21 protein-coding genes, 1 tRNA gene and 1 pseudogene are annotated in these 22385 nt (G+C 69.3%); 11 read left to right on the top strand and 12 right to left on the bottom strand.

From position 1 onward, the window contains the following. The first annotated feature begins 30 nt into the window (after positions 1 to 30). Genes E6C70_RS06340 through E6C70_RS06320 form a run of 5 tightly spaced genes read left to right on the top strand, consistent with a single transcriptional unit; the run spans position 31 to position 4953 of the window. Positions 31 to 957, top strand: a complete 927-nt coding sequence (locus E6C70_RS06340) for a siderophore-interacting protein (RefSeq protein WP_136423288.1) — start codon at positions 31 to 33, stop codon at positions 955 to 957. A gap of 1 nt (position 958) precedes the next feature. Further along, the gene (locus E6C70_RS06335; protein WP_235833296.1) at positions 959 to 2011 is read left to right on the top strand and encodes a FecCD family ABC transporter permease; all 1053 of its coding nucleotides are present in this window, start codon (positions 959 to 961) and stop codon (positions 2009 to 2011) included. Beyond that, positions 2008 to 3078, top strand: coding sequence for a FecCD family ABC transporter permease (locus E6C70_RS06330; protein WP_136423286.1), 1071 nt, complete (start codon positions 2008 to 2010; stop codon positions 3076 to 3078). The genes E6C70_RS06335 and E6C70_RS06330 overlap by 4 nt, the downstream gene beginning before the upstream one ends. After that, positions 3075 to 3881 (top strand): ABC transporter ATP-binding protein, encoded by an 807-nt coding sequence (locus tag E6C70_RS06325; protein WP_136423284.1) that lies wholly within the window; start codon positions 3075 to 3077, stop codon positions 3879 to 3881. Before E6C70_RS06330 ends, E6C70_RS06325 begins: the two co-directional genes overlap by 4 nt. Positions 3882 to 3927: 46 nt before the next feature. Next, positions 3928 to 4953 carry an iron-siderophore ABC transporter substrate-binding protein gene (locus E6C70_RS06320; protein WP_136423282.1) on the top strand — a complete coding sequence of 342 codons (1026 nt, stop codon included), beginning with the start codon at positions 3928 to 3930 and terminating at the stop codon, positions 4951 to 4953. A 91-nt stretch (positions 4954 to 5044) separates the two neighbouring features. Here E6C70_RS06320 and E6C70_RS06315 read toward each other — a convergent pair whose 3' ends face one another. Then, positions 5045 to 5905, bottom strand: coding sequence for an NmrA family NAD(P)-binding protein (locus tag E6C70_RS06315; protein WP_136423280.1), 861 nt, complete (start codon positions 5903 to 5905; stop codon positions 5045 to 5047). Positions 5906 to 6032: 127 nt separating this feature from the next. On the opposite strand from E6C70_RS06315, the gene E6C70_RS06310 reads away from it, so the two are divergent. After that, on the top strand, positions 6033 to 6722 hold the full coding sequence (locus E6C70_RS06310; protein ID WP_136423798.1) for a TetR/AcrR family transcriptional regulator: 690 nt from the start codon (positions 6033 to 6035) through the stop codon (positions 6720 to 6722). Between the two features lies 1 nt (position 6723). On the opposite strand, the gene E6C70_RS06305 is transcribed toward E6C70_RS06310, so the two are convergent. Beyond that, positions 6724 to 7329 carry a VanZ family protein gene (locus E6C70_RS06305; protein ID WP_136423278.1) on the bottom strand — a complete coding sequence of 202 codons (606 nt, stop codon included), beginning with the start codon at positions 7327 to 7329 and terminating at the stop codon, positions 6724 to 6726. Positions 7330 to 7415: 86 nt separating this feature from the next. On the opposite strand from E6C70_RS06305, the gene E6C70_RS06300 reads away from it, so the two are divergent. The 3 genes from E6C70_RS06300 (at position 7416) to E6C70_RS06290 (ending at position 10833) form a co-directional block, all read left to right on the top strand. After that, positions 7416 to 8111, top strand: a complete 696-nt coding sequence (locus E6C70_RS06300) for a response regulator transcription factor (protein ID WP_136423277.1) — start codon at positions 7416 to 7418, stop codon at positions 8109 to 8111. After that, positions 8104 to 9207 carry a sensor histidine kinase gene (locus E6C70_RS06295; RefSeq protein ID WP_136423275.1) on the top strand — a complete coding sequence of 368 codons (1104 nt, stop codon included), beginning with the start codon at positions 8104 to 8106 and terminating at the stop codon, positions 9205 to 9207. Before E6C70_RS06300 ends, E6C70_RS06295 begins: the two co-directional genes overlap by 8 nt. 297 nt (positions 9208 to 9504) lie before the next feature. After that, positions 9505 to 10833 (top strand): HNH endonuclease signature motif containing protein, encoded by a 1329-nt coding sequence (locus E6C70_RS06290; RefSeq protein WP_136423272.1) that lies wholly within the window; start codon positions 9505 to 9507, stop codon positions 10831 to 10833. Positions 10834 to 10849: 16 nt separating this feature from the next. Here E6C70_RS06290 and E6C70_RS06285 read toward each other — a convergent pair whose 3' ends face one another. From E6C70_RS06285 to E6C70_RS06250, 8 genes and pseudogenes are all read right to left on the bottom strand, one after another. Next, positions 10850 to 11209, bottom strand: coding sequence for a Fe-S oxidoreductase (locus E6C70_RS06285; protein WP_136423270.1), 360 nt, complete (start codon positions 11207 to 11209; stop codon positions 10850 to 10852). Further along, on the bottom strand, positions 11210 to 12652 hold the full coding sequence (locus E6C70_RS06280; protein WP_136423268.1) for a dihydrolipoyl dehydrogenase family protein: 1443 nt from the start codon (positions 12650 to 12652) through the stop codon (positions 11210 to 11212). It lies immediately after the preceding gene. A 60-nt stretch (positions 12653 to 12712) separates the two neighbouring features. After that, entirely contained in the window at positions 12713 to 13534 is an 822-nt protein-coding gene (locus E6C70_RS06275; protein WP_136423266.1) for an arginase family protein, read from the bottom strand. 15 nt (positions 13535 to 13549) lie between these two features. Beyond that, positions 13550 to 13831, bottom strand: coding sequence for a hypothetical protein (locus tag E6C70_RS06270; protein WP_136423264.1), 282 nt, complete (start codon positions 13829 to 13831; stop codon positions 13550 to 13552). Next, positions 13828 to 14088 (bottom strand): annotated as a pseudogene (locus tag E6C70_RS06265) (family 4 glycosyl hydrolase); the annotation flags it as partial. The pseudogene E6C70_RS06265 and the gene E6C70_RS06270, both read right to left, overlap by 4 nt. A gap of 109 nt (positions 14089 to 14197) precedes the next feature. Beyond that, entirely contained in the window at positions 14198 to 14527 is a 330-nt protein-coding gene (locus tag E6C70_RS06260) for a helix-turn-helix domain-containing protein (protein ID WP_136423260.1), read from the bottom strand. 147 nt (positions 14528 to 14674) lie between these two features. Further along, positions 14675 to 14747: transfer RNA gene (locus E6C70_RS06255), tRNA-Arg, on the bottom strand. A 44-nt stretch (positions 14748 to 14791) separates the two neighbouring features. Next, on the bottom strand, positions 14792 to 15397 hold the full coding sequence (locus E6C70_RS06250; RefSeq protein ID WP_136423258.1) for an iron ABC transporter ATP-binding protein: 606 nt from the start codon (positions 15395 to 15397) through the stop codon (positions 14792 to 14794). A 73-nt stretch (positions 15398 to 15470) separates the two neighbouring features. Here E6C70_RS06250 and E6C70_RS06245 point away from each other — a divergent pair, with 73 nt between their 5' ends. Together E6C70_RS06245 and E6C70_RS06240 are read left to right on the top strand one after the other, a co-directional pair. Then, positions 15471 to 17144 (top strand): arginine--tRNA ligase, encoded by a 1674-nt coding sequence (locus tag E6C70_RS06245; protein WP_136423256.1) that lies wholly within the window; start codon positions 15471 to 15473, stop codon positions 17142 to 17144. Beyond that, positions 17144 to 17893 (top strand): LmeA family phospholipid-binding protein, encoded by a 750-nt coding sequence (locus tag E6C70_RS06240; protein ID WP_136423254.1) that lies wholly within the window; start codon positions 17144 to 17146, stop codon positions 17891 to 17893. The genes E6C70_RS06245 and E6C70_RS06240 overlap by 1 nt, the downstream gene beginning before the upstream one ends. A 96-nt stretch (positions 17894 to 17989) precedes the next feature. On the opposite strand, the gene E6C70_RS06235 is transcribed toward E6C70_RS06240, so the two are convergent. Beyond that, a complete protein-coding gene (locus tag E6C70_RS06235; protein WP_168770866.1) occupies positions 17990 to 19807 on the bottom strand; it encodes a glycosyl hydrolase family 18 protein in 1818 nt (605 codons plus the stop codon). A gap of 141 nt (positions 19808 to 19948) precedes the next feature. Next, positions 19949 to 22336: a LuxR family transcriptional regulator gene (locus E6C70_RS06230; RefSeq protein WP_136423252.1), complete on the bottom strand. Its 2388-nt coding sequence runs from the start codon at positions 22334 to 22336 to the stop codon at positions 19949 to 19951. Between the last annotated feature and the right edge of the window lie 49 nt (positions 22337 to 22385).

The following is a 22385-nucleotide window of genomic DNA, read 5'->3' as shown; positions in this document are numbered from 1 at the left end:
CTTCGCGAGGTGTTGTGTAAGACTTAGGTAATGCTTACCTCACCCGCCGCCGTCGCACGCGCCCGTGAAGATCGACCGGCATACCGTGCCTTCGACGCTCGCGTCGTGGCCGTCCGGCGGCTGAGCAGCAGTTTCCTGAGGGTGACGTTCGGAGGCGACCAGCTCGCGGCGTTCGGCACGGCCGGGCTCGACCAGCGCGTGAAGGTGGTGCTCCCGCTCGACGGTGGGTTCGAGCACTTCCCCCGCTCGGACGAGTGGTACCGCGACTGGCGCGAACTGCCCGAGGACAAGCGGAATCCCTTCCGCACGTACACGGTTCGCCGGGTGCGCCCGCTGCAGCGTGAGGTCGATATCGACTTCGTCTGTCATGGCGAGACGGGACCGGCCTCGCGCTGGGCCGTGAACGCCTCGGTCGGCGACGCGGCCCTGCTGATCGGGCCGGATGAGCGCAGCGCCGGCCGCGCGATCGGCATCGACTGGCGGCCAGGCGACGTGCGGACGGTCATGCTCGCCGGAGACGAGACGGCCGCCCCCGCGATCTGCGCCGTGCTCGAGAGCCTCCCTGCCGACGCGACCGGCTGCGCCATGATCGAGGTGCCCACTCCCGACGACGCGATGGACGTGACCGCTCCGGCCGGAGTCGACGTGCGCTGGCTCGGCCGCGGCGGGGGAGTGCCGCACGGTTCGACGTTGATTCCGGCGGTGCGTGATTGGACCGCGCGGCGCCTGTCGGCGACCACCGACCAGGAGCCCCTCGACGACATCGACGTCGACCGCGATCTGCTGTGGGACGTGCCGCCCGGTCGCAGCATCGACGGTGAGTTCTACGCGTGGCTGGCCGGCGAGGCATCCGTCATCAAGAACCTGCGTCGGTTCCTCGTCTCCGAGGCGGGTCTCGACCGCCGATCCGTCGCCTTCATGGGCTACTGGCGGCTCGGCCGCGCAGAACTCGACTGACGTGAGCGTCTCGACGACCGCCGCGACCGCCGGCGTGGTGAGCGGCGTGCGCCGACGACGGATGGTGCGGAGCGCCTGGCTCGTCGCATCCGTCCTGTTGCTCGTCGTGGTCGTGGTCGCGAGTCTCACCATCGGCGCCCGGCCGCTGTCGTTCGACGAGGTGCTCGGCGCCCTGTTCGCGCCTCGGCACGGTGACGTCGACCAAGTGGTGGTGCGCGAGTTGCGGGTTCCGCGCACGGTGATCGGCCTCATGGCCGGAGCCGCGCTCGCGCTCGTCGGGGCCATCCTGCAGGGCGTCACGCGGAACCCCATCGCCGACCCGGGACTGCTCGGCATCAACGCTGGCGCGTCCTTCGCGGTGGTGCTGGCCATCTCGGTCTTCGGCATCGTCTCGCCGAGCGGCTTCGTCTGGTTCGCGTTCGCCGGCGCCGCGCTCGCCGCCGTGATCGTGTTCGTCGTCGGCTCGCGGGGAAGGGACGGCTCCACGCCGGTCAAGCTCGCGCTCACGGGCGCCGCGGTCACGGCCGCGTTCACGCCGCTCATCACCATCGTGCTGCTGAGCAGCCTCGACACCCTCAACCAGTTCCGGTTCTGGTCGGTCGGCGCGCTCGTCGGGCGACCGCTGGACACAGCGGGCGCGGTGTGGCCGTTCCTCGTGGTCGGAATCCTTCTCGCGGCCATCCTCGCCCGTCGACTGAACCTGCTCGCACTCGGCGATGACGTTGCGCGCGGGCTCGGCGACCGGCCGGCCGTGACTCACGCGCTCGCAGCCGTGGCAGTCGTCGTGCTCGCGGGAACGGCCACGGCGCTCGCAGGTCCGATCGCCCTGATCGGGCTCGTGGTCCCGCACGTGGCTCGCCGCATCACAGGCCCCGACTACCGCTGGGTCCTGGCGTTCTGCCTCACGCTGGGTCCCGTGCTCCTCCTGTCAGCCGACGTCATCGGCCGTGTCGTCGTTGCTCCCGCCGAGCTCGAGGCCGGCATCGTGTCCGCGTTCATCGGGGCTCCCCTCCTCATCGCCATCATCCGTCGAGCGAAGCTGGCGGGCGTATGACGACACCTGTGATCGGGGACGGCCCCGGAACGACGGATGCGGCGAGCATCGTCGCCGAAGGGCGCCACCGCCGTCGGCGCCGTGCCGTCACGGTCACCGCCGTGCTCGCCGCGCTCATCGTGGTCGCCGTCGTCGTCTCGCTCTCCCTCGGGGCGACCGGGCTCGGACTGGGCGACGCACTGGCCGCCCTCGTGGGCCGCGGCGATCGCCTCTCCGACTTCGTCGTCTTCCGGCTGAGGCTTCCGCGGGCGACCACGGCCGTGCTCGCTGGGGCGGCGTTCGGGCTGGCCGGCTCGCTGTTCCAGAGCACACTGCGCAACCCGCTCGCGAGTCCCGACATCCTGGGTGTGACGGCGGGCGCGAGCTTCGCGGCCGTGTTCGCCACGCTCATCCTGCGCGTCGACGGGCCGGGCATCGCCGTCGCGGCCTTCGCCGGCGCCCTCATCGTCGCGGCCCTCATGTGGGCGCTCGCCTGGCGCGGCGGCCTCGTGGGGTACCGGTTCGTGCTCATCGGCGTCGCGCTCGCCGCCCTCGTGCAGGCGGCCCTCGGCTACCTGATCACCCGGGCCGACGTGCGGGACGCGAGCCGGGCGCTGGTCTGGACGGTGGGCGGAATCGGGGACACCTCCTGGCCGGCCATCGGGGTGGTCGGCGTGGCCATCCTCGGCCTCCTGATCGTGGTGGCCGGCGTGTCCCGTCGGATGCCCGTCCTGCAACTCGACGATGACAGTGCGCGCTCCCTCGGGGTCGATGCCGGCCGCGCGCGGGCGGGTGTCATCGTCCTCGGGGTCGCCTTGGTGGCCGCCGGGACGGCGCTGGCGGGTCCGGTCGCCTTCGTCGCCCTGGTCTCGGCGCCGATCGCCCGCTCCCTGGTGCGCGGGGGAGCGTCCGCGTTGGCGGCATCCGCTCTCGTCGGCTCCCTCGTGGTGCTCGTCGCCGATCTCGTCGGCCAGTACGCGCTGCCCGGCGGCATCAGCGTTCCCGTCGGCATCGTCACCGGGCTGATCGGCGCTCCCTATCTTCTCTGGCTCATCGCCACCGGCAATCGGAAGGGGTCGGACGGATGACCGCACGACTGCGCGCCGAGGGCATCACCCTCGGCTACGACGGACGCACCATCGTCGATGACCTGCACCTCGACGTGCCCGACGCCGCCATCACGGCGATTGTCGGCCCGAACGCGTGCGGCAAGTCCACGCTCGTGCGCGGGCTCGGGCGGTTGCTGAAGCCGAGCGCGGGCCGCGTCATGCTGGACGGACGAGACCTGAACCAGATCGCGCCCCGGGAGGTGGCGCGCACCATCGCCGTACTGCCTCAGCAGCCGGTGGCACCGGATGGCGTCACCGTGGCCGACCTCGTCTCCCGCGGGCGCCATCCGCACCAGGGCTGGTTCCGCTCCCGCTCGAGCGACGACGATCGCATCGTCGCCGACGCTCTGGCCGCGACCGCCACGCTCGGCCTGGCAGACCGACGGGTGGAGGAGCTCTCGGGGGGGCAGCGACAGCGCGTGTGGATCGCCATGGTGCTCGCTCAGCGCAGCGATATCGTGCTGCTCGACGAGCCCACGACATTCCTCGACGCCACCCACCAGCTCGAGCTGCTCGACCTGCTCACCGACCTCAACCGCGACCGCGGGGCGACCATCGTGATGGTGCTGCACGATCTCAACCTGGCCGCCCGCTACGCCGATCATCTCGTGGTCATGTCGGCTGGGCGCATCGTCACGTCCGGCTCACCGACGAAGGTGTTGACGGCGTCGACGATCTCCGACGCCTTCGACCTCGACAGCGTCGTGACGGTCGATCCCGTGGCCGGCACGCCGCTGATCGTGCCGATCGGACGGCATCACCGGTCAGCGCCGGGTGCTTAATTAGGTTAGGCTAACCTCACACCATCGATAATCTCCGGGAGAGACCGTGCCCTTCAGACCCAGCATCCGCATCACCGCCGTTCTCGCGGCCGCCATCACGGCGATCGCGCTGAGTGGCTGCGCGAGCGGAGCCGAGCCGTCCGCCACCACTTCAGCCGCCGCGAGCGATGGGGCGTTCCCTGTCACTCTCGAGAGCAACTTCGGCACCACGACGATCGACAAGGCGCCCACCCGCGTCGCGACCTGGGGATGGGGATCCACGGAGGCGACGTTGGCTCTCGGCGTGGCTCCGGTGGCGATGGCGCAGCAGACCTACGCGGCGAACAAGGACGGCGTCCTGCCGTGGGTGGCGAAGAAGCTGAAGGACATGGGCGAGAAGACCCCGCCCATCCTGAAGGATGACGGCGAGAGCGTGCCATACGAGCAGGTCATCGCGGCCAAGCCCGACGTCATCCTCGCCCCGTACTCGGGTCTCACGAAGGATCAGTTCGAGACGCTGAGCGACATCGCTCCCGTCGTCGCGTACACGGGCGACGCCTGGTCGACGCCGTGGAAGGACGTCATCACGACGGTCGGCACGGCGCTCGGAAAGTCGGCGCAGGCGAAGAAGGTCATCGCCGATCTCGACAAGACCGTCGCCGCGAAGGCCGCAGCCAACCCGGAGCTCGCCGGCAAGACGGTGGCGGCGGTCTGGGATGTCGGAGGCACCTTCTACGTCTACAAGCACGCGGATGCGCGCGTGGAATTCCTCAGCGGCTTCGGCCTGAAGAACGCGCCGTCCGTCGACGCTCTCGCCAACGGTTCGGAGACCTTCTACTACACGCTCAGCTACGAGCAGCTGGACAAGCTCGACAGCGACATCGTGGTCAACTACTCGGACAATCAAGCCGACGCCGATGCGTTCCTCGCCTCGCCGACCATGCAGGCCATCCCCGCCGTTGGACGGGGCGCGGTGGCGCAGGTCGTCGGCACCGAGTTCGTCGCCGCGGTCTCGCCCCCAACGGCGCTCTCCCTCACGTGGGGTCTCGACGACCTCACCACGGCGCTCGCGGGGGCGGCCGCCAAGGCGTGAGTCCTGCGGTCGGCGCTCTCGTGGCAGGTCCGCGGGAGCGCCGGCCCGCGAGGAGGAAGACCCTTCCGACTCGCGGCGGATGCCGCCGCTCTCAGTGCACTGCCGCATCTGCCTCGAGCAGGCTCCGAACGGTGCGTGGCTCGCGGTGGAGCAGCTCGCCGAGAAGCGGGCTCGTGCCGGCGAAGTACCCGTCGGCCGCCGCCTGGTACATGTCCAGCATGAATCGGGCCATGAATTCCTGTTGACCCGAGGCCACCTGTGCAGCGACCCATTCGTCTGCGCCCAGCACCTGCGTCTCGACCGGGCGACCGGCGACCTCGGTCGCGATCGCGGCGATCTGCGTGAAGGTGGGCGCGTCTCGCGCCGTCAGAGTCGTCGGACCGTCGTAGGCGCCGTTGGAGAGAAGGATGCGCGCGGCCGCTTCCGCGGCATCCTCGCGTGCGGTCCACGAGACCGGTCCATCCGTCGGCACCTGGATCACGCCACTGTCGCGCCAGGCTCCGAGGAACCAGGTGAGGCTGTGGGCGTAGAAGCCATTGCGCAGGGAGGTCCACGCGATGCCCGAGTCGGCGAGGATCTGCTCCGTCGCGAAGTGGTCTCTCCCGGGGCCGAAGGGAGTCTCGGGCGCGGCGCCCTGATGACTCGTGTACAGGATGCGCCCGACGCCCGCTGCGCTGGCTGCCTCGATGGCTGATCGGTGGAGGCTGACGGCGTCTGCGTGCGGGTCGCTCGAGGAGACCAGGAGGAGCTGGTCGGCGCCGGCGAAGGCTCGAGGCAGGGACGCGGCGTCGGCGTAGTCGCCGGTGCGAACCTCGACGCCGACATCCGCGAATCGGGCGGCCTTGGCGGCATCTCGGGCCACGACGACGATCTCGTCGGGGGCGATGGTCTCTAGCAGGTGGTCGACGGTGGCGCCGTTCAGGGCGCCCGTTGCGCCGGTGATGATGATCATGGAAAAGCCTTTCCGAAGCGGGGGTGTGCCAATGCACAGGGGATCCGGGGCGAGATCGCGCTGATATCAAAGGAATCACAAATACGGTATCATCGATACCGTGGCTGAAACGACGACTCCAACCGATATGCGTACTCGGATCGTGGAGGAAGCGGCGCGGCTGCTGAGAGAGGACGGGCCTGGCGCCGTGACGACCCGCGGCGTGGCCGCGCGGGCCGGCGTTCAGGCGCCGGCGATCTATCGCCTCTTCGGAGACAAGGACGGCCTTCTGGAAGCGGTGGCCGAGCACGTCATGGCCGACTTCGTGTCCGCCAAGGCCGCGACGGTCGCTGCGGCCGAAGCCGACGACCTCGATCCCGTCGAGGACCTTCGCGCGGGATGGAACGGGCAGATCGACTTCGGCCTGAGCAACCCGGCCCTCTTTCGGCTGTTGAGCGACCCCAGCCGCGTTGCGAGTTCTGCTGCAGCGCGTCGAGGGCTGCGGGTGCTCGAAGCTCGAATCCATCGCGTCGCCGTCACGGGGCGTCTTCGGGTGACTGAGCAACGTGCTGTCGGTCTCTTCCAGGCCGCGGGCGTCGGAGTGATCACGACGGTCCTCGCCACGCCGCCCGATGACCGCGATCCGGGCCTCACCCACGCCGCACTGGAGGGCGTCCTGGCTCAGATACTCTCGGACGCTCCGGTCGCGGCCGACGACCGACGCCTTGCGGCGACCGTCGCCTTCCGATCGTGGGCGCCGACGTTCGACCAGCTCAGCTCCTCGGAACGGCTGCTCCTCGCAGAATGGCTGGACCGGGTTGTCGTGACGGACTCCTGACTCACGGCTCGAGCGTTCGCGAGTTCTCGCGACGCAGGTCATCGAATCCACCCGGGCCGGCACCCGGTGGCCCGTAACGCAGGGGTGAGAAGTGCACAGCCGCGCCTGCCAGAAGGGCGAGCACGGTGCCGACGGAGCAGATGCGGATGACGAGCGCCGGCGAGCGCGATGTTCGCCTCACGAGGGCGAGCAGGCCGATTCCGACGATTCCGCCGGTGGTGTTGACGATGACATCGGTGATGTCGGAGCTGCCGACGGCCAAGACGTACTGAGCAACCTCGAACGCCAGACTCGTCGCCCCGATCACGGCCGCCGACCGCCACCACGCCCACGAGCGCGCGATCAGGCCGAGGTAGACGCCGAATGGCACGAAGAGTGCGAGGTTCGCGGCGACTTCGAACGGAGCACTGGCGCCGGAGCCGCCGCCGGCCACGAAGGGGATGAGTTTGATGGTCCGGTCGGCATCCCTGCCGATCCAGGGGATCTCGAGCTTCCACAACACGACCCAGGTGAGCAAGAGCAGGTAGGTTGAGAACAGCGCGATGGGGAGCGCCTTGCCGGGCATCCGGTCTCTGGATGCCTCCGTGGACGGCGAGCTTTCAGTCATACGTCGAGTCAAGAAGATGGCGTGTTGCCAGCGCGTATCAGAATGCCGATATGCCGACGATATGCCTCGGCTCGTAGGATCGGGCCATGCGCGTGCTGGTTGTCGAGGACGAGTCGTTGATGGCCACCGCCATCCGCGATGGGCTGCGCCTGGAGGCGATCGCGGCCGACCTCGCCGGCGACGGTGACAGCGCCCTCGAGTTGTTGAGCATCAACGCCTACGACATAGTCATCCTGGATCGGGACATCCCCGGGCCGTCGGGAGACGCGGTGGCGATGAGCATCGTCGCTTCCGGATCGGGCATGCCCATCCTCATGCTCACGGCCGCTGATCGTCTCGACGACAAGGCCTCCGGGTTCGGCCTCGGGGCCGACGACTACCTGACCAAGCCGTTCGAATTGGGAGAGCTGGTCCTCAGGATACGAGCGCTCGACCGGAGGCGAGCGAACAACAGACCGCCGGTGAGGGAGATAGCGGGCCTGCGTCTGGATTCGTTTCGCCGGGAGGTGTACCGCGACGGTCGCTACGTCGCGCTCACCCGCAAGCAGTTCGCGGTTCTCGAGGCCCTCGTCGCTGCGGAGGGTGGGGTGGTCAGCGCCGAGGAACTGTTGGAGAGGGCGTGGGATGAGAACGCCGATCCGTTCACGAATGCCGTGCGCATCACCGTCTCGGCGTTGCGGAAGCGACTCGGCGAACCCTGGGTCATCACGACGGTCCCGGGTGTCGGCTACCGGATCGGCACCGGTCTCGACGCACCGGGAGAGCAGGGCGCGCGTGGATAGGCCGCCAGGGCCGAGCGTACGGCTCAAGCTCACCCTCAGCTATACCGGGTTCCTGATGGTTGCCGCAGTCGTGCTGCTCACCGCCGTCTGGGTGTTCCTGCTTCGCTACGTGCCGACCTATTCCGAGCAGCCCGCCAGCGGCGACCTGTTTCGTGGCGCGAGTCCGAGCCAGGAGGATCTCGTGCGTGCTTTCGTACCAGCAGCCGCTTGGGCACTTCTCGCGCTTCTCGTGTTCGGTCTCGTCGGGGGATGGCTTCTCGCCGGCCGGATGCTGGCCCCGCTCGCCCGCATCACCCACGCGACCAGACGTGCGGCGTCGGGCTCGCTGTCCCACCGTGTCGAGTTGGACGGCCGACAGGACGAGTTCCGCGAACTCGCCGACAGCTTCGACACGATGCTGGGCCGTCTCGAAGCGCAGGTCGCCGAACAGCAGCGGTTCGCAGCGAACGCCTCCCACGAACTGCGCACACCCTTGGCGATCACCCGGACCCTTCTCGACGTCGCCGCCCGCGACCCGCAGGATCGTGACGACCATGTCCTCGTAGAGCGTCTTCAGGCGGTCAACCAACGCGCCATCGACCTCACCGAGGCACTCCTGATCCTGAGCCGTGCCGATCAACGATCCTTCGCTCGAGAGCGCGTGGATCTCTCGCTCGTCGCGGAGGAGGCCGTCGAGACGCTGCTTCCCCTGGCCGAGAAGAACGGCGTGGCCATCCAGACGTCCGGTGAGATCGCCACTGCGAGCGGCTCGCGCGCACTCCTTCTGCAACTCACGATGAACCTTCTGCACAACGCCATCGTCCACAATGTCGCCGCGGGTGGGGTCGTCTGGGTGACCGCGTCAGCGGACAACGACGGTGTCTCGATCGACGTCGCCAACACCGGCGAGGAACTCGACCCCCGGATGATCCCGCTGCTCACCGAACGGTTCCAACGCGGCAGTGATCGCACGCGCACCGATCATGCGGGCGTCGGTCTCGGGTTGGCGATCGTCAAGAGCATCACGGATGCGCACGGCGGGACCCTCTCGATCGCGCCTCGCGCGGGAGGCGGCCTTCGCGTCACCGTGCGGTTGTCCGCTGTGCTCGTCAGGTAGCGTCAGCCGCGTGTCGTTGATGAGACGCATCCGTCACCTCGTCTACGGACGCGGTGACGCGTCGAGCGCCGCCGACGCTTTTCGCAACGTCGGCCAGCTCCGCTTGACCGGCAGCCTGGCAGAGCCCTTGCCGTTCCACTCGGCGCCACCCGGGAGGGTAATCCTCGATCCCGCGGAGTTGCCCGACGAAGTCCGAGAGGACTGATAGCCGCGGCCCGTTCCACTGTCCAAGGTCTCCTGACCGGACGGTGTATCGGCGGCCGAGTCAATGTCGGTGGGTGTCCGTAGTGTCGAAGCATGGAGATCGGGTTCGCGGACAGGATGGACGACCTCATTGACGAGGCCGACATCCTGCACAGCGACCTCGATTTGGAGTCGAACTCCAGCGAAGACCGGGCGATGGATGGAATTCAACGCACGCTGAGCGTTGCCGAGTCGCGGCAATGGGCCGCGAATCGCGAGGAAGCCCTTCTCGTTATGGCGGTGGGCGATACGCTCGCGATCGCACGGGCTCATCCCGAGATCTACGTGCCGCATCGCCCGGGCGCCAAGGTTCGGGACAGCGACGCCGTGAACTTCAGCGAGCGGGGCGCCGTGTTCGACCTCGCAGTTCGATTACACCTGTCCGAACAGACGGTCAGGCGCCACCAGCACGTGGCGGAAACGCTCGATGCGGCGATGCCACTGCTTCGGGATCGTTTCCTCGCCGGGGTCGCTCCGTACGTGCAGGTGAGAACGGCCGTCGAAGCCGCCAGTGCGGTGACCGACCCATCGGGCCTCGCCCGCTACGACTCCGAACTGGCCGATGCCGCTGGACGGATGGCACCGGGCGCATTCCGCCGGGCGGCGCTCGCCTTGGCTGGGAAGCTTGCGACCGAGCCGCTCCAGGCGCGCCACGATCGGGCCCTCGACGCGCGAAGAATCGAGGTCGAACCGACTCCCGACGCCATGGCGTGGATGCATCTGTATATCGCCGCCGTCGACGCGGTGCGCATAGATGCTCGCCTCAGTCGCACCGCGGTGCGCATGGGGAATGAGCCGGGGCAGAGTAGAACCAAGGCTCAACTCAAGGCGGACGCCGCCGTCGCCTGGCTCGCGGGAGACGGAACTCCCACGGCGGCGATCGTGCGGCCGTACCTGCTCGTCAATCCTGACGGAACCGGCGACTTACAAGGCTTCGGACTGGTCGACCCGGCCGGTGCCGGAAAGTCTCTCCGAGACTGCCCGTCGTTCGGTCGTCTCTACCGCGACCCCATCCGTCCCGCTCGACTCACCATCGACCGAAACACCTACCGTCCCAACAAGGTTCAGCGGGACTGGCTCACCCTTCGCTACGGACTCGATCCCGACGCGACCGACTTCGTCTCCATCGATGCCGAGATCGACCACGTTCATGAGAGACAGCACGGCGGGATGACCGAGATCGAGAACCTCCTGCCGCTGAAGCCCCGGCTGCACCGGTTGAAATCCATGACGGGCATCACCTTCGCCGCCAGACCACACGGAGGTATCCGGGTGACGACGCCAACCGGGTACGACAGCGACGGACTAGGCCGGGACCGACCCGATGGTGATTCGAGCGGGTACGACAGCGACGGCTACAACCGCGACGGCCCACCCTTCTGAGACCGGGCGCCCCGGCTCAGCGGAGGTATCCGCCCTTCTCCAGACCCGCTTCGATCTCGAACCGGTTCTTCAGCGGATCCCGCCCGGCCATCGCGTACAGCCACGGCATCAGAAACCCGTAGCGCCGCCACTGCTGCTGGTGAACGGCCTCGTGCTCGAGCACGGTGTCGCTGACGTTGTCGTGGGTGAGATAACAGCCGCCGACGCAGACGCCGCCGCGGCCGAACGTCCAGTTCGGCATCCCGCGGAACACCCAGAGTCCACCGCGGCGTTCGACCCGCCCAGCGCTCCAGATGAAACCCCAGGTGAACCCGACCGTCGTCCCCCACAGGTAGCCGAGCCGACTGATGGGCGAATCCAGCAGAAGAGAACGCATCTACGCCTGCGGGCGGCCGTAGGTCTCGAGCAGACGCAGCCAGAACTCGCTGATGGTCGGATAGGCCGGCACGGCATGCCAGAGACGCTCCATCGGCACCTCGCCGACGATCGCGATGGTCGCCGACTGCAGCATCTCGCCGACATCCTGTCCGACGAGCGTCATGCCGACGATGACCTGCCGGTCCTCGTCGACGATCGCACGCACATGACCGGCGTAGCCGTCGGCGTGCAGCGAGGAGCCGGCGACGCTGGCCAGGTCGTAATCGAGAACGCGGTGGTTGAGTCCGGCCTCCTCGGCCTCGGCGGCGGTGATGCCGACGGATGCGACCTCCGGATCCGTGAATGTCACCTGGGTGACGGCCTTGTGGTCGGCCGTGGCGGCGTGCATGCCCCACTCGCCGCTGTGCACCGTGTCGCTCTTCGCCCGCGCGACGATGACGTCGCCCGCGGCCCGGGCCTGGTATTTGCCCTGATGGGTGAGGAGGGCGCGGTGGTTGACGTCGCCGGTCGCGTAGAGCCAGCCGCCATCCAGCAACGGATGTCCGCCGCTCTGCACGCGCAGCGTCTCGTCCACCTCCAGCCAGCTGCCGGGTTTGAGGCCGACCGTCTCCAGCCCCAGGTCCTCGGTGCGCGGTCGTCGGCCGATCGCGACCAACACCTCATCCGCCACGACGACCGAGTCGTCGTCGAGAGTGAGCACGACCTCACCGGCCTCATTGCGTTCCGCGTGCGCCAGCGAGCGGCCCAACATCACGGTCGCACCGCCCTCACGCAGGGAGGCGACCACCGCGTCGCTCACGAACGGCTCCATCCGCCCGAGCAGAGAGGTGCGCGAGATGAGCGTCACCTCGGTGCCGAAGGAGAGGTACGCCGTCGCCATCTCGCTTCCGACGACACCGCCGCCGAGCACGGCGAGTCGACGGGGGATGGTGCTCGCCCCGGTCGCCTCCCTGCTGGTCCACGGTTCGACATCGGCCAGGCCGGGGATATCGGGCAGGACGGCGGCGGATCCGGTGCTCACGACCACCGCCTGGTTCGCCTCCAGTTCGGTGACAGCGCCATCGGGAGCCGTCACGCTGACGCGGCGAGGACCGGTGATGCGACCGTGCCCGCGCAGGAAGTCGACCCCGATGCCGTCCAACCACTCGACCTGGCTGGAGTCGTCCCAGTCGTGCACGAACGAGTCGCGCCTCTTCAGGACGGCCTCGACATCGAGTTCGCCCGTGACGGCCTCCGCCGCTCCGGCGACCCGCTGAGCGGCGCTGCGTGCTGCGCCCGGTCGGAGGATCGCCTTGGACGGCATGCACGCCCAGTACGAGCACTCACCGCCGACGAGTTCCGACTCGACGACCACGACCGACAGGCCGCCTGCCTGCGCTCGATCGGCGACGTTCTCGCCGACGGGTCCTGCTCCGATCACGATCACGTCGTATGTCTGCATGCCTTTGAGCCTACGGCCGGGGCGTCCGTCATCAGCAGGGCTTGACCACTCGGAGGTGTCTCAGCCGCGCGTGATGGCACCGATGATGCGGAGGATGCTCGGCAGGTCGTCTGCAGCGTCGGCGGGAGAGGCCGGTGCGAAGCCGGCGATGGTGGCGCCGAGAACGGATGCTCGTCCCTTGACCGCCGCGATCAGCGCCGTGAGCGACTCGACCGACAGGCCGAACGGCATCGGGTAGTCGAGGCCCGCGATGGTAGCGGGGTCGAGCACGTCAAGATCGATGTGCAGGTAGACGCTCGACGTGTCTCCGAGTGCGGCCAAGAGCGCGTCGGCATCGGTCAGTTGGTCGACGTCGAGCAGGGTGATGCCGGCGTTCTGGAGGTACTCCTCCTCGCCGGGGTCGATGTCCCGAACGCCGCACAGCACCACGCGCGCGGGGGAGAGCGGGGTCAACGGCACGAGATCCTCAGGCCCATCGCCCAGCAGCGCGCGCAGCACCATGCCTCCGAACGCCCCTGATGGACTGGTCTCGGCGGTGTTGAGGTCGGGGTGGGCGTCGAACCACAGCACGGTCGTGTCCGCATCCGTCGCCAGCGCCCGCTCGATGGCGGGCAGCGTGACCGCGCAGTCCCCGCCGATCACGACCGCCTGTCCTGCGACCGCAGCGAGCTCCTCGCGGGCGTGCTCGGCGACGCGCAACAGCGACGAGTAGCGATGGACGCCCGTTCCGAGCGCCTCGCCGGCCCCGACGGGCACCTCGACGACACGGGTGGCGGATGCGGGCAGGTCACCCCGGATGGCGTCCGCCCCGTCCGCGAGCCGCATGGCGCGAGCCGACACCGAACCCTGCCACTGGGGGATCACCACGAACGTCGCCGCCATGACATCAGTATGCCGTCAGGAGACCAGCGGCGCTCCCGCCGCACGTGCGCGAGCGCGAGCGCGATGGCGCCCGAGACCGGCGGCTCGGTCACGAGCGTCAGCTCGGCGAGCGGCGCAGACGCGCGGAGGCCCGACCCGATCCGCTCCAGCAGCAGCGGATGCCGTGCCGCGACGACCCCACCGCCGCGGGCTCGCCGATGCAGCCTCAGCGCGTCGCAGCTCGCGCCCGTCGAGATCCAGCAGCACCGCGGGGGTCGTGGATCCGCCGCCATCGAGCGCCACGACCGCCTGGGTCACCGCGCCCACGCGAGATGCCGTCGGTTGCCGGCCATCAGCAGGTCGGTCAGCTTCTCGGCCCGGTCGACCTGGCCGACGAGCGGATGCGCGAGCATCGCCCGCAGCATTCGGTCGCGACCGCCATGGACGGCGGCGTCGAGTGCCAGTCGCTCGTAGCCCGCGACGGCCGAGATGAGCCCGGTCATGTCGTCGGGAAGCGCCGGGACCGGCAGAGGCTCCAGCCCGCCCGCCCGTACGACCGCTGGCACCTCGATGACGTGGTCGTCGGGGCATTTATAGAAAGAGTGGAAACACGATCGTTACCGATGTTGTGAGAACGATGAGGTCGGGCGTCGGCACAGCGACGATGCGCGTGAGCCAGGAGACTCAGGCAGCGAGCGCGACCCGGGCGGAGTCGGTGCCGATCGAAGCGATCTCGAGCACGGACGAGCTCTCGCGTATGCGCGGAGTGAGGTCGAGAACCGGCCGGGGCGCTTGCAGGAGCGTACTCGCCCGTAGGAGGAGTTCGGACTGATCCATGCCGAGAGCGATGCACACCGACGCGATCACCTCCGACGACGCCTCCTTGCGTCCGCGCTCGATCTCCGAGAGGTACGGCACGGAGAGTCGGCCATCGCCGGCGACATCGGTCAAAGTCTTGCCCTGGCGTTCGCGGGCCTGTCGCAGAACCCCGCCGATCGCGTCGCGCAGCAGCATCCGTCGCTCCTCTCGTCTGAGGATGACACTAGCCAGCACCGGGACCTGCGGACAGGCGAGAACCCCCTGTTCTGCTCACAGCAGAACAGGGTCCTGACCGCGCGAGGAGCCGAGCAGTGCCCGCGCACGGCGATGATCAGAAAAGTGTGCCCCCGGAGGGATTCGAACCCCCGACCTTCGGTACCGGAAACCGGCGCTCTATCCCCTGAGCTACGGAGGCGCGGTGTCGAGACTACCCCATCGCACGGGAGCCGACAGACGCCGTCAGGAGAGGTGCGAGAGCGCCGCCTGCACCAGCTGGGCGGCGTCACCGGGCTCGAAGAACGCGGTGGACGACCCCACCAGCGCGTACGTGTCGGTGAACACCTGGAGGCTTCCGGCGCCATCCTTCGAAGCGAAGAATCCGTCGACCGCCGGGGGAGTGCCGTAGGTGGGTACCGCGCTGAGGGATGCCGCCGCCTGCGTCCGCAGCTCCGTCAGGTGCTCGGCAGACGGGTGGGAGACGGCCAGTTCGATCAGGTCGCCGCTGGTCTGGTTGGACCAACCGCACGCGATCCCGCCATCGTCGACCGCCGCCTTCTGCGGAGTTCCGGCCTTCGGGGCGTAGTTCGGCGCGACGCCGAAGTTGGGGTTGAAGTCGTAGATGTCCTGCGGGCTCAGCAGCTGTTCGCAGGTGACGGTCACGGGCGTGCCCGGTGCCGCCGTCGAGGTGGGTGCAACGGTCGCCGTACTGGTCGACGTGGGTCGTGGCGTCAGGGTCTCACCGGGAATGTTCGTCGCCGTCGGACCGGTCGTACCAGGGGTGCATCCGGCGAGTGCCAGGAGCACGACGGCGGCGGGGACGATGAGGGCGTAGGGGCGTCGGCGCATGGGCAGAACCCTACCAATCGGGCCCATCCGCTCCCGGCCGACGCCCCGGCGAGCCCCGGTAGGATGGGGCACCGTGACTCCGCTCGAACTCTCCCAGGCCCTCTTCGACCAGCTCAGCGTGCTCGTCGAGCGACGCCGCGGCGAGGGAGCCGAGTTCGACGGCGAGATCTCGGTGACGGATGTCGTGCTCGAGCGTCCGCGCAACCGCGATCACGGAGACTGGGCGTCGAACGTGGCCATGCGGTTCGCGAAGCGCCTCGGCGTGAACCCGCGCGATTTCGCGACCGAGCTGGCGGAGGGCATCCGCTCGGTCGACGGCATCGCCGACGTCGAGGTCGCCGGGCCCGGCTTCATCAACATCCGTCTCGAAGCGGCTGCGGCGGGCGCGCTCGCGAAGACGATCGTCGAGGCGGGGGCGGACTACGGCCGGTCCGATTCGCTCGCCGGACCACGCATCAACGTCGAGTTCGTCTCGGCGAACCCCACCGGTCCACTCCACATCGGTCACACCCGCTGGGCGGCCCTGGGGGACTCGATCAGCCGCGTCCTCCGCGCTGCGGGCGCCGACGTCGCTAACGAGTACTACATCAACGACGCGGGCAACCAGATGGATACCTTCGGGCGTTCCGTCCTCGCCGCGGCCAAGGGCGAACCGACCCCCGAGGGCGGCTACCCCGGCAGCTACATCGCCGACCTCGCCGCGCGGGTGCTCGAGCGCGAACCGCGCCTGCTGGAGCTCGACGACGACGTCGCCCTGCACACGGCTCGCGAGATCGCCTACGAGCTGCAGCTCGCTGAGATCGAGGCGTCCCTCGATCGCTTCAACGTGCATTTCGACGTATGGGCGAGTGAGCGTGCCCTGCAGCAGCCGGGCCCTGATGGCCTCTCCGCCGTTGACACGGCGGTCGAGCGGCTGCGCGCCCAGGGCCACGTCTTCGACGACGACGACGCGGTCTGGGTCCGCACCACCGACTTCGGAGACGATAAGGATCGCGTCATCCGTCGCGGAAACGGCGTGTACACCTACTTCGCCGCTGACGCCGCCTACTACCTCGACAAGGGCGACCGCGGTTTCGACCACAAGATCTACCTCCTCGGCGCCGACCACCACGGTTACGTGCACCGCCTCCGCGCGCTCGCCGGCGCGGCGGGGGATGACCCCGAGAAAGACATCGAGATCCTGATCGGCCAGCTCGTGAGCGTCAACGGCGCCAAGCTCTCCAAACGCGCCGGCAACATCATCGAGCTCGACGACCTGCAGGCATGGCTGGGGACGGATGCGCTGCGCTACACACTCGCCCGCTACCCCGCGGACTCGCCGCTCACCATCGACCCCGAGATCCTGCGTCGTCGCACCAACGACAACCCCGTCTTCTACGTGCAGTACGTGCACGCCCGCACCTCGGGGGTCGCGCGCAACGCGCTCGCCGCCGGCGTGGACCGCAGCGTGTTCGCCCCCGAGCTGCTCGAGCATGAGACCGAGTCTGCGCTGCTCGGCGCCCTGCAGGAGTTCCCGCGCATCGTCGCCCAGGCCGCTGAACTGCGCGAGCCCCACCGCGTCGCCCGGTACCTCGAGGAGGTGGCCGGCCTCTATCACCGGTGGTACGACACCTGCCGCGTCATTCCGCTCGGCGATGAGCCGGTCGGCGACGTGCATCGCACCCGGCTGTGGCTCAACGACGCTACGGGCGTCGTCATCCGCAACGGTCTGGACCTGCTGGGAGTGTCGGCCCCGGAGCGGATGTGATGACGACGGACGCCCGCCGCCGGAGCCGCGGGCCGCTCGCGCTCATCATCGTCATCGTGGTGCTCGCCGCGCTCGTCGGCGCCTTCTTCGTCGCAGACAACATCGCCCGCGGCATCGCGGAGAAGCAGGTGAGCAGCGAGATCGCCACGCGCATCCCCGGCGCCGATCCCAGCCAGGTGACGGTCGGTATCGGGGGAGTCAGCTTCCTCGCCCAACTGGCGTCCGGCCGGTTCGAGTCCGTCGTCGTCGACGCCGCGGACGTGAAGGTGCAGGGCGCACCGATCACGCTGCACGCACGCGCCGCGTCCGTGCCCACCGACACGACACAGCCCATCGGCGATGTCGAGGGGTCGGCCGTGCTCGACGAGGCGGCCGTGAACGCGCTCGTCGCCGCGAGCGGCAACGACGCCGCGGTCACCCTGCAATCGGGGACGGTCGGCTACGAGGTCGACAAGACATTCCTGGGCATTCCGCTCGGCTTCACGGTCACCGCCGCCGCGGCACCGAAGGGCGGCACCATCGTCTTCACCCCGCAGAGCGCGAAGCTCACCGCGGGAGGGGCATCCTTCGACGTCTCCTCTCTCGTCGACAGCGTGGTGAGCGACTCGGGCTTCTCCGTCTGCGTCGCATCCTCGCTCCCGGCGGGCCTGCAGATCTCCGACATCGCCGTGACTCCGGGCCAGGCGCGCATCGGCTTCACGGCCAAGGACCTCGTGCTCGCCGACGCCGGCACGACGGGTACCTGCTAGAGGCTTCGACGATATAGGGGCTTCGGAGATGAACGACGAGGGCGGATGATCGACTCGCGTCGACCATCCGCCCTCGCGTTCAGCGGGCTGGAGAGCTCAGGCGAGCTTCCACGGACCGGCCGGGTCGGCACCGGGCACATCGCCCTGCGTCCACCAGGCGGCCTTGTAGGTCTTGCCGTTGTAGGTGACGATCGAGCCGCCCACGTACGCCTTGGTCGAGACCCACGCGTTCGATGCCGGCGGTTGCGTGCTGCCCGAGCAGGATTTGCTCAGCGACCACACGTCGGCGGTTCCGGGCGTCTCACCCTGCGTCCACCACTTGGCGGTGTACTCCGAGCCCTGGTAGCTCACCACGGCGCCAGCGGTGTAAACCGCTGTGGTACTCCACGCGTTCGCCGAGCAGGTGCCGGGCGGAGTCGTGGGGCTGGGGGTCGGAGTGGGCGTTGAGGTCGGCTTGGGCGTCTGGGTTGGCGTCGGCGTCGAGGTGGGAGTAGGCGTCGGCGTCGGCGTGACCGGAGTGGCCACCGGACCCGTCGTCGCCGCGCGCAGCTTGGTCGTCAGCGTCGAGATCAGGCTGCCGTCGCGGTTGCCGGAGAGCTCCCACCACATGCCGCCACCGAGGCCCTTGGACACGATGTAATCCGCCTTCTGGGCGATCGAGCGCGGGTTGTCGTAGGACCACCACTGGTTGCCGTCGTAGCGCCAGGCGGCGCCCACCTTGGAGTCGTAGTAGTCGGTGCCGAGGGTCTTCAGCTTGTCGTAGTCCTCGTTACCGGCTTCGTACGTGCCCGGCGCAGCGCCGGTCGCCGCACTCCACGGGGTGCTCGACTTCACGCCCTGCCATCCGCGTCCGTAGGCTGCGAGGCCGAGTCCCAGCTGCGACGGCTTGATGCCCGCATTGATGTAGGCGTTCACCGCCGTGTCGATGTCGAACTTCTTCGGGCGAGGGTCGGTCGGATCGGGGTAGAGGTTGCCCTGATGGCCGGTGAGGGTGGGATCCCAGGCGCCCCAGAGGTCGTAGCCCTGGATGTTTCCATAGTCGAGATAGCTGAAGTTCTCGGGCTTGTTCCATCCGCCGGCCGCGATGTCGACGGGGTTCGCCGGCAGGAACGCGCTGAGCGTGTAGTGCTTGCCGTTGGTCGCCCCGTAGGCGTCGAGCTGGGTGCGGAACTCCTTGAGCAGCAGCGTGAAGTTCTTGGCGTCGTTGGCCGCGTCGACGTAGTTGCCGTCGAGGCCGTTGGGCGATCCGGGCCACTCCCAGTCGATGTCGATGCCGTCGAAGACGTTGGCGGCGGCACCCGTTCCCCCTCGCCCATCGATCACGGGCAGGTTGCCCTTGATGTAGAGGTCGATGCAGGAGGACACCAGCGTCTTGCGCGAGGCATCCGTCGCCGCGGCCCGCGAGAAGTTCTTCGACCAGGTCCAGCCGCCGAGGGAGATGACGGGCTTGACCCCGGGATGCTTGGCCTTCAGCTGTTTCAACTGGTTGAACGACCCGGCGAGCGGCTGATCCCAGGCGTCCGCGACGCCGGAGACGGAGTCGGATGCCGAGTAGCCCATGCCGAAGTCGGCCCAGGCATCACCCGCGCCGTCCGAGCCGTTGGGTCCCGTGCCCTGCGCCTTGTTGGCGATGAAGCACTTGAGACTCTGGTTGTCGATGTTGCCGAAGGAGTAGTTGATGGCGGTGAGGTTGTCCGCCGCGCCCGAGGTGTCGATCGCCTTCACCTTGTAGCCGCGGGCGTAGACGCCCCACTGTGCGAAGTAGCCCACGTTGCGGTAGCCGTTGATGCCGCTCGTTGGCGCGGTGGCGGCCTGCGCCGGGATCGACACCACCGCCCCCGCGATCATCGCCGCGCCGGCGAGCACCCCGGCGGTGCCGAGCCAGCGACGGAGCGTTCTGGAGTTTCGTTCCATTCGGATTGTCCTTGCGTCAGTGGAAGGGGTCCCGTCGCGACCGGGTCGCGGGGGATGCCCCCACGGTAGGAGCCCGCAGCGCCGAGCGGATCGCGGCAATCCACAGGAATCGGCCGCTCATCGAGATGGGCCTACGGGTAATCACGTAGAGGAGTCGCCGACCGCGCGTCGAACCGTCTCGGACGGCCGGGACGCCAGAAAGCTCAGCTCGGTGCGTGAGCGCACTCCAGTCTTGGCGAAGACGTGGCCCAGGTGGACCTCGACCGTGCGGACGGCGACGTGCAACGCTGCGGCGACCTCACGATTGGAACGGCCGCGGATGACGAGCCCGGCCACCTCTCGCTCGCGGGTCGTCAGGTCGCGCGCCCAGTGTTCCTCGACGGCGTGCTCCTCTCCGGCGTGCTCCACGGCGGCCACGTCGCGCATGTCCTGCGCCACGCGAGCGATGAGCGTCCCGGAGGCCCGTCGAGTCACGGCTCGACCGAGGTCGAATCGATCGTCGCCGGCTTGGTCGAGCTCGGCAGCACCGGATTCGCGCAGGTGCTCGAGCGAGGCGACCTGCGCGAGTCGAGCCCGACGGGCGTCGTCGAGCTCGTACAGCGCCTCGGAGACCGCGCGGTTGGTCATCGCCCGATCGAACGGGGAGGGCAGCCGCCCGGCGATGGCCTCCGCGGCGACCGCCCGCCCCGGCAGCTCCGACACCGTGCTCATGGCGAGTTCGGCTCGAGCGATGAGTCCGAGCCGGGCGAACGGGAACACGTCAGGGTCGGCACGGTGGAGGCGGCCGAGCTCGTCCTCCGCCCGGTCGAGCATGCCGGCGCGAGCGAGCACGACGACCCGATCGCCCTCGGGTAGGGGGAAGGAGGCGGCGCGTCCCGGCGACGGTCGCGTCGAGACGATCGCGAGCCGGGATGCCGCCCCCAGCAGGTCGCCGTCGCGGCGACGGCGGATGGCCGCGTCGATGAGGCCGTCGACGATCTCGCCCTCGCGCTCGAGAGCCGGTGTCGCGACGCTGAGCGCTTCCGTCGTCGTCGACGCGGGAAGGTCCATCAGCACCTCGAGTCGCCGGGCGAGAGCCACACCGGCTCCGGCGAACGGGAGACCGATCGGCAGGCGCACGGCCGCATCGGCGAGTTCGGTCGCCGCGGCGTCGAAGCGACCCGACCAGGCGTCCACCAGCGCGTGCGCCACCACGAGGTGCGCCTCGACGAGCGGCGTCGCGCGAGGGCGAGGCGGCGCATCACGCGAGCCCGGACTCGGGAATCCGCCCGTCGGCGCGAAGCGCCGTGCGGCCCGGGAGAGCACGACTCGGGCGGCGTCGAAGTTCTCGGACCGAGCGAGGACCACCGCCTCGGTGATGGCGCGAGCGCAGCGGTCGGCGACCGACTCGACGCCGGGGCTCGCAGCGGGCAACACGTGCATCGGCCGCCGCATCCGGCCGTGATCGCCGGCGGCGGAGTCGGTCGAGGGCAGGCCAGCGAGCAGGGCATCGCACCAGGCGGCGCTCGGCCGCACCGGGAACGGTCCGGGTCCGACCGGATCGTGGCTGCTCGCGCGCTTCCGCATCCGTTCCGCGCAGCCGGCGTCCCCGCGCTCCGCGAACAGCGCCGCCGTGGCGTCGAGTGCCGCCGCGATCGACGCCTGGATGTCGCTCCCGTGGCCAGCCTCGACGTCAGCGGCGAAGGAGAGCACCTCGTCCTCGGGGACGACGCCGGAGGAGAGCGTCACGGCCGTCGCGTAGCTCGCGAGACCGCGGGCGGCTTCGACATCGTCATCCGAGTCGACCGATCGGCTGAGCCACGCGGCGGCGTCCTCCACCCAGCCCGCGTGGAGCGCCGCGGTGCCGGCGAGTCGGAGGGAGCGGGCGAGATCGGCCCCGATCGCGTGACTGGCACTCTCCCGCGCGACCGCGAACGCCCAGCGAGCGTCGCCGGCGACGAGGGCATCCCTGGCCAGTTCGATGAGCGGGGGCGCGAGGGTCTCATCGCCCTCCAGTGTCGACAGGGCCGCATGCCACGCCGACAGGAGGCGTTGCCCCCGACGGGCGTGCGTCCTCGCCAACGCCGCGTGTGCAGCGGTGCGCTCGCCGAGGTCCGCCCGTTCGTGAGTGACCGCTCGCAACCGCGGATCCGCGATCGCGAACCTGCCGGAAACCAGCCGCAGGTGGCGGGCGAGGTCGCCGTCGATGATCGCGTCCATGCCGGCTGACGCCGCCTCGAGCAGCACGTCCGTGCGATCCACGACGCTCACCGCCGCGATCAGCAGGATGCTGCGCTCGATGTCGGTGAGGCGCTCGATGACGGGGTCGTACACCTCGGACTGGGCCGGAGTGACGGGAAGCGGATCGGGCAGCGCGGCGACCCCGCGACGCTGGCCGTCCGTCAGTCGCGCCGCCACTTCGCGCACTGAGGCTGCGTCGCGCCCGAGGCGGTTCTCGAGGAGGTCGCACACGTCCGGGGCGATCAGCATGCCGGTCGCGAGCAGATCGGCGAGGGATGCGTTCTCATCCTGTCGAGCGGGTCGTCTCACGCGGCCTCCCGGAACATCCGCTCGTCCGTCGCGCGGTATGTTAGTCGTC

This window comes from Orlajensenia flava (genome assembly GCF_004801905.1).
GTDB classification, from domain to species: domain Bacteria; phylum Actinomycetota; class Actinomycetes; order Actinomycetales; family Microbacteriaceae; genus Orlajensenia; species Orlajensenia flava.
Note: the sequence above shows the minus strand (reverse complement) of the source record. Positions and strands in the feature narration are given on the sequence as shown.

What these genes read in the sequence shown, in the direction of transcription:
- E6C70_RS06260 (WP_136423260.1), bottom strand. Translation starts at nt 14,527, where the DNA reads ATGCTGCTGCGCGACGCGATCGGCGGGGTTCTGCGACAGGCCCGCGAA.
- E6C70_RS06275 (WP_136423266.1), bottom strand. Translation starts at nt 13,534, where the DNA reads ATGGCGGCGACGTTCGTGGTGATCCCCCAGTGGCAGGGTTCGGTGTCG.
- E6C70_RS06235 (WP_168770866.1), bottom strand. Translation starts at nt 19,807, where the DNA reads ATGGAACGAAACTCCAGAACGCTCCGTCGCTGGCTCGGCACCGCCGGG.
- E6C70_RS06280 (WP_136423268.1), bottom strand. Translation starts at nt 12,652, where the DNA reads ATGCAGACATACGACGTGATCGTGATCGGAGCAGGACCCGTCGGCGAG.
- E6C70_RS06330 (WP_136423286.1), top strand. Translation starts at nt 2,008, where the DNA reads ATGACGACACCTGTGATCGGGGACGGCCCCGGAACGACGGATGCGGCG.
- E6C70_RS06285 (WP_136423270.1), bottom strand. Translation starts at nt 11,209, where the DNA reads ATGCGTTCTCTTCTGCTGGATTCGCCCATCAGTCGGCTCGGCTACCTG.
- E6C70_RS06240 (WP_136423254.1), top strand. Translation starts at nt 17,144, where the DNA reads ATGACGACGGACGCCCGCCGCCGGAGCCGCGGGCCGCTCGCGCTCATC.
- E6C70_RS06325 (WP_136423284.1), top strand. Translation starts at nt 3,075, where the DNA reads ATGACCGCACGACTGCGCGCCGAGGGCATCACCCTCGGCTACGACGGA.
- E6C70_RS06290 (WP_136423272.1), top strand. Translation starts at nt 9,505, where the DNA reads ATGGAGATCGGGTTCGCGGACAGGATGGACGACCTCATTGACGAGGCC.
- E6C70_RS06300 (WP_136423277.1), top strand. Translation starts at nt 7,416, where the DNA reads ATGCGCGTGCTGGTTGTCGAGGACGAGTCGTTGATGGCCACCGCCATC.
- E6C70_RS06315 (WP_136423280.1), bottom strand. Translation starts at nt 5,905, where the DNA reads ATGATCATCATCACCGGCGCAACGGGCGCCCTGAACGGCGCCACCGTC.
- E6C70_RS06340 (WP_136423288.1), top strand. Translation starts at nt 31, where the DNA reads ATGCTTACCTCACCCGCCGCCGTCGCACGCGCCCGTGAAGATCGACCG.
- E6C70_RS06250 (WP_136423258.1), bottom strand. Translation starts at nt 15,397, where the DNA reads ATGCGCCGACGCCCCTACGCCCTCATCGTCCCCGCCGCCGTCGTGCTC.
- E6C70_RS06305 (WP_136423278.1), bottom strand. Translation starts at nt 7,329, where the DNA reads ATGACTGAAAGCTCGCCGTCCACGGAGGCATCCAGAGACCGGATGCCC.
- E6C70_RS06310 (WP_136423798.1), top strand. Translation starts at nt 6,033, where the DNA reads ATGCGTACTCGGATCGTGGAGGAAGCGGCGCGGCTGCTGAGAGAGGAC.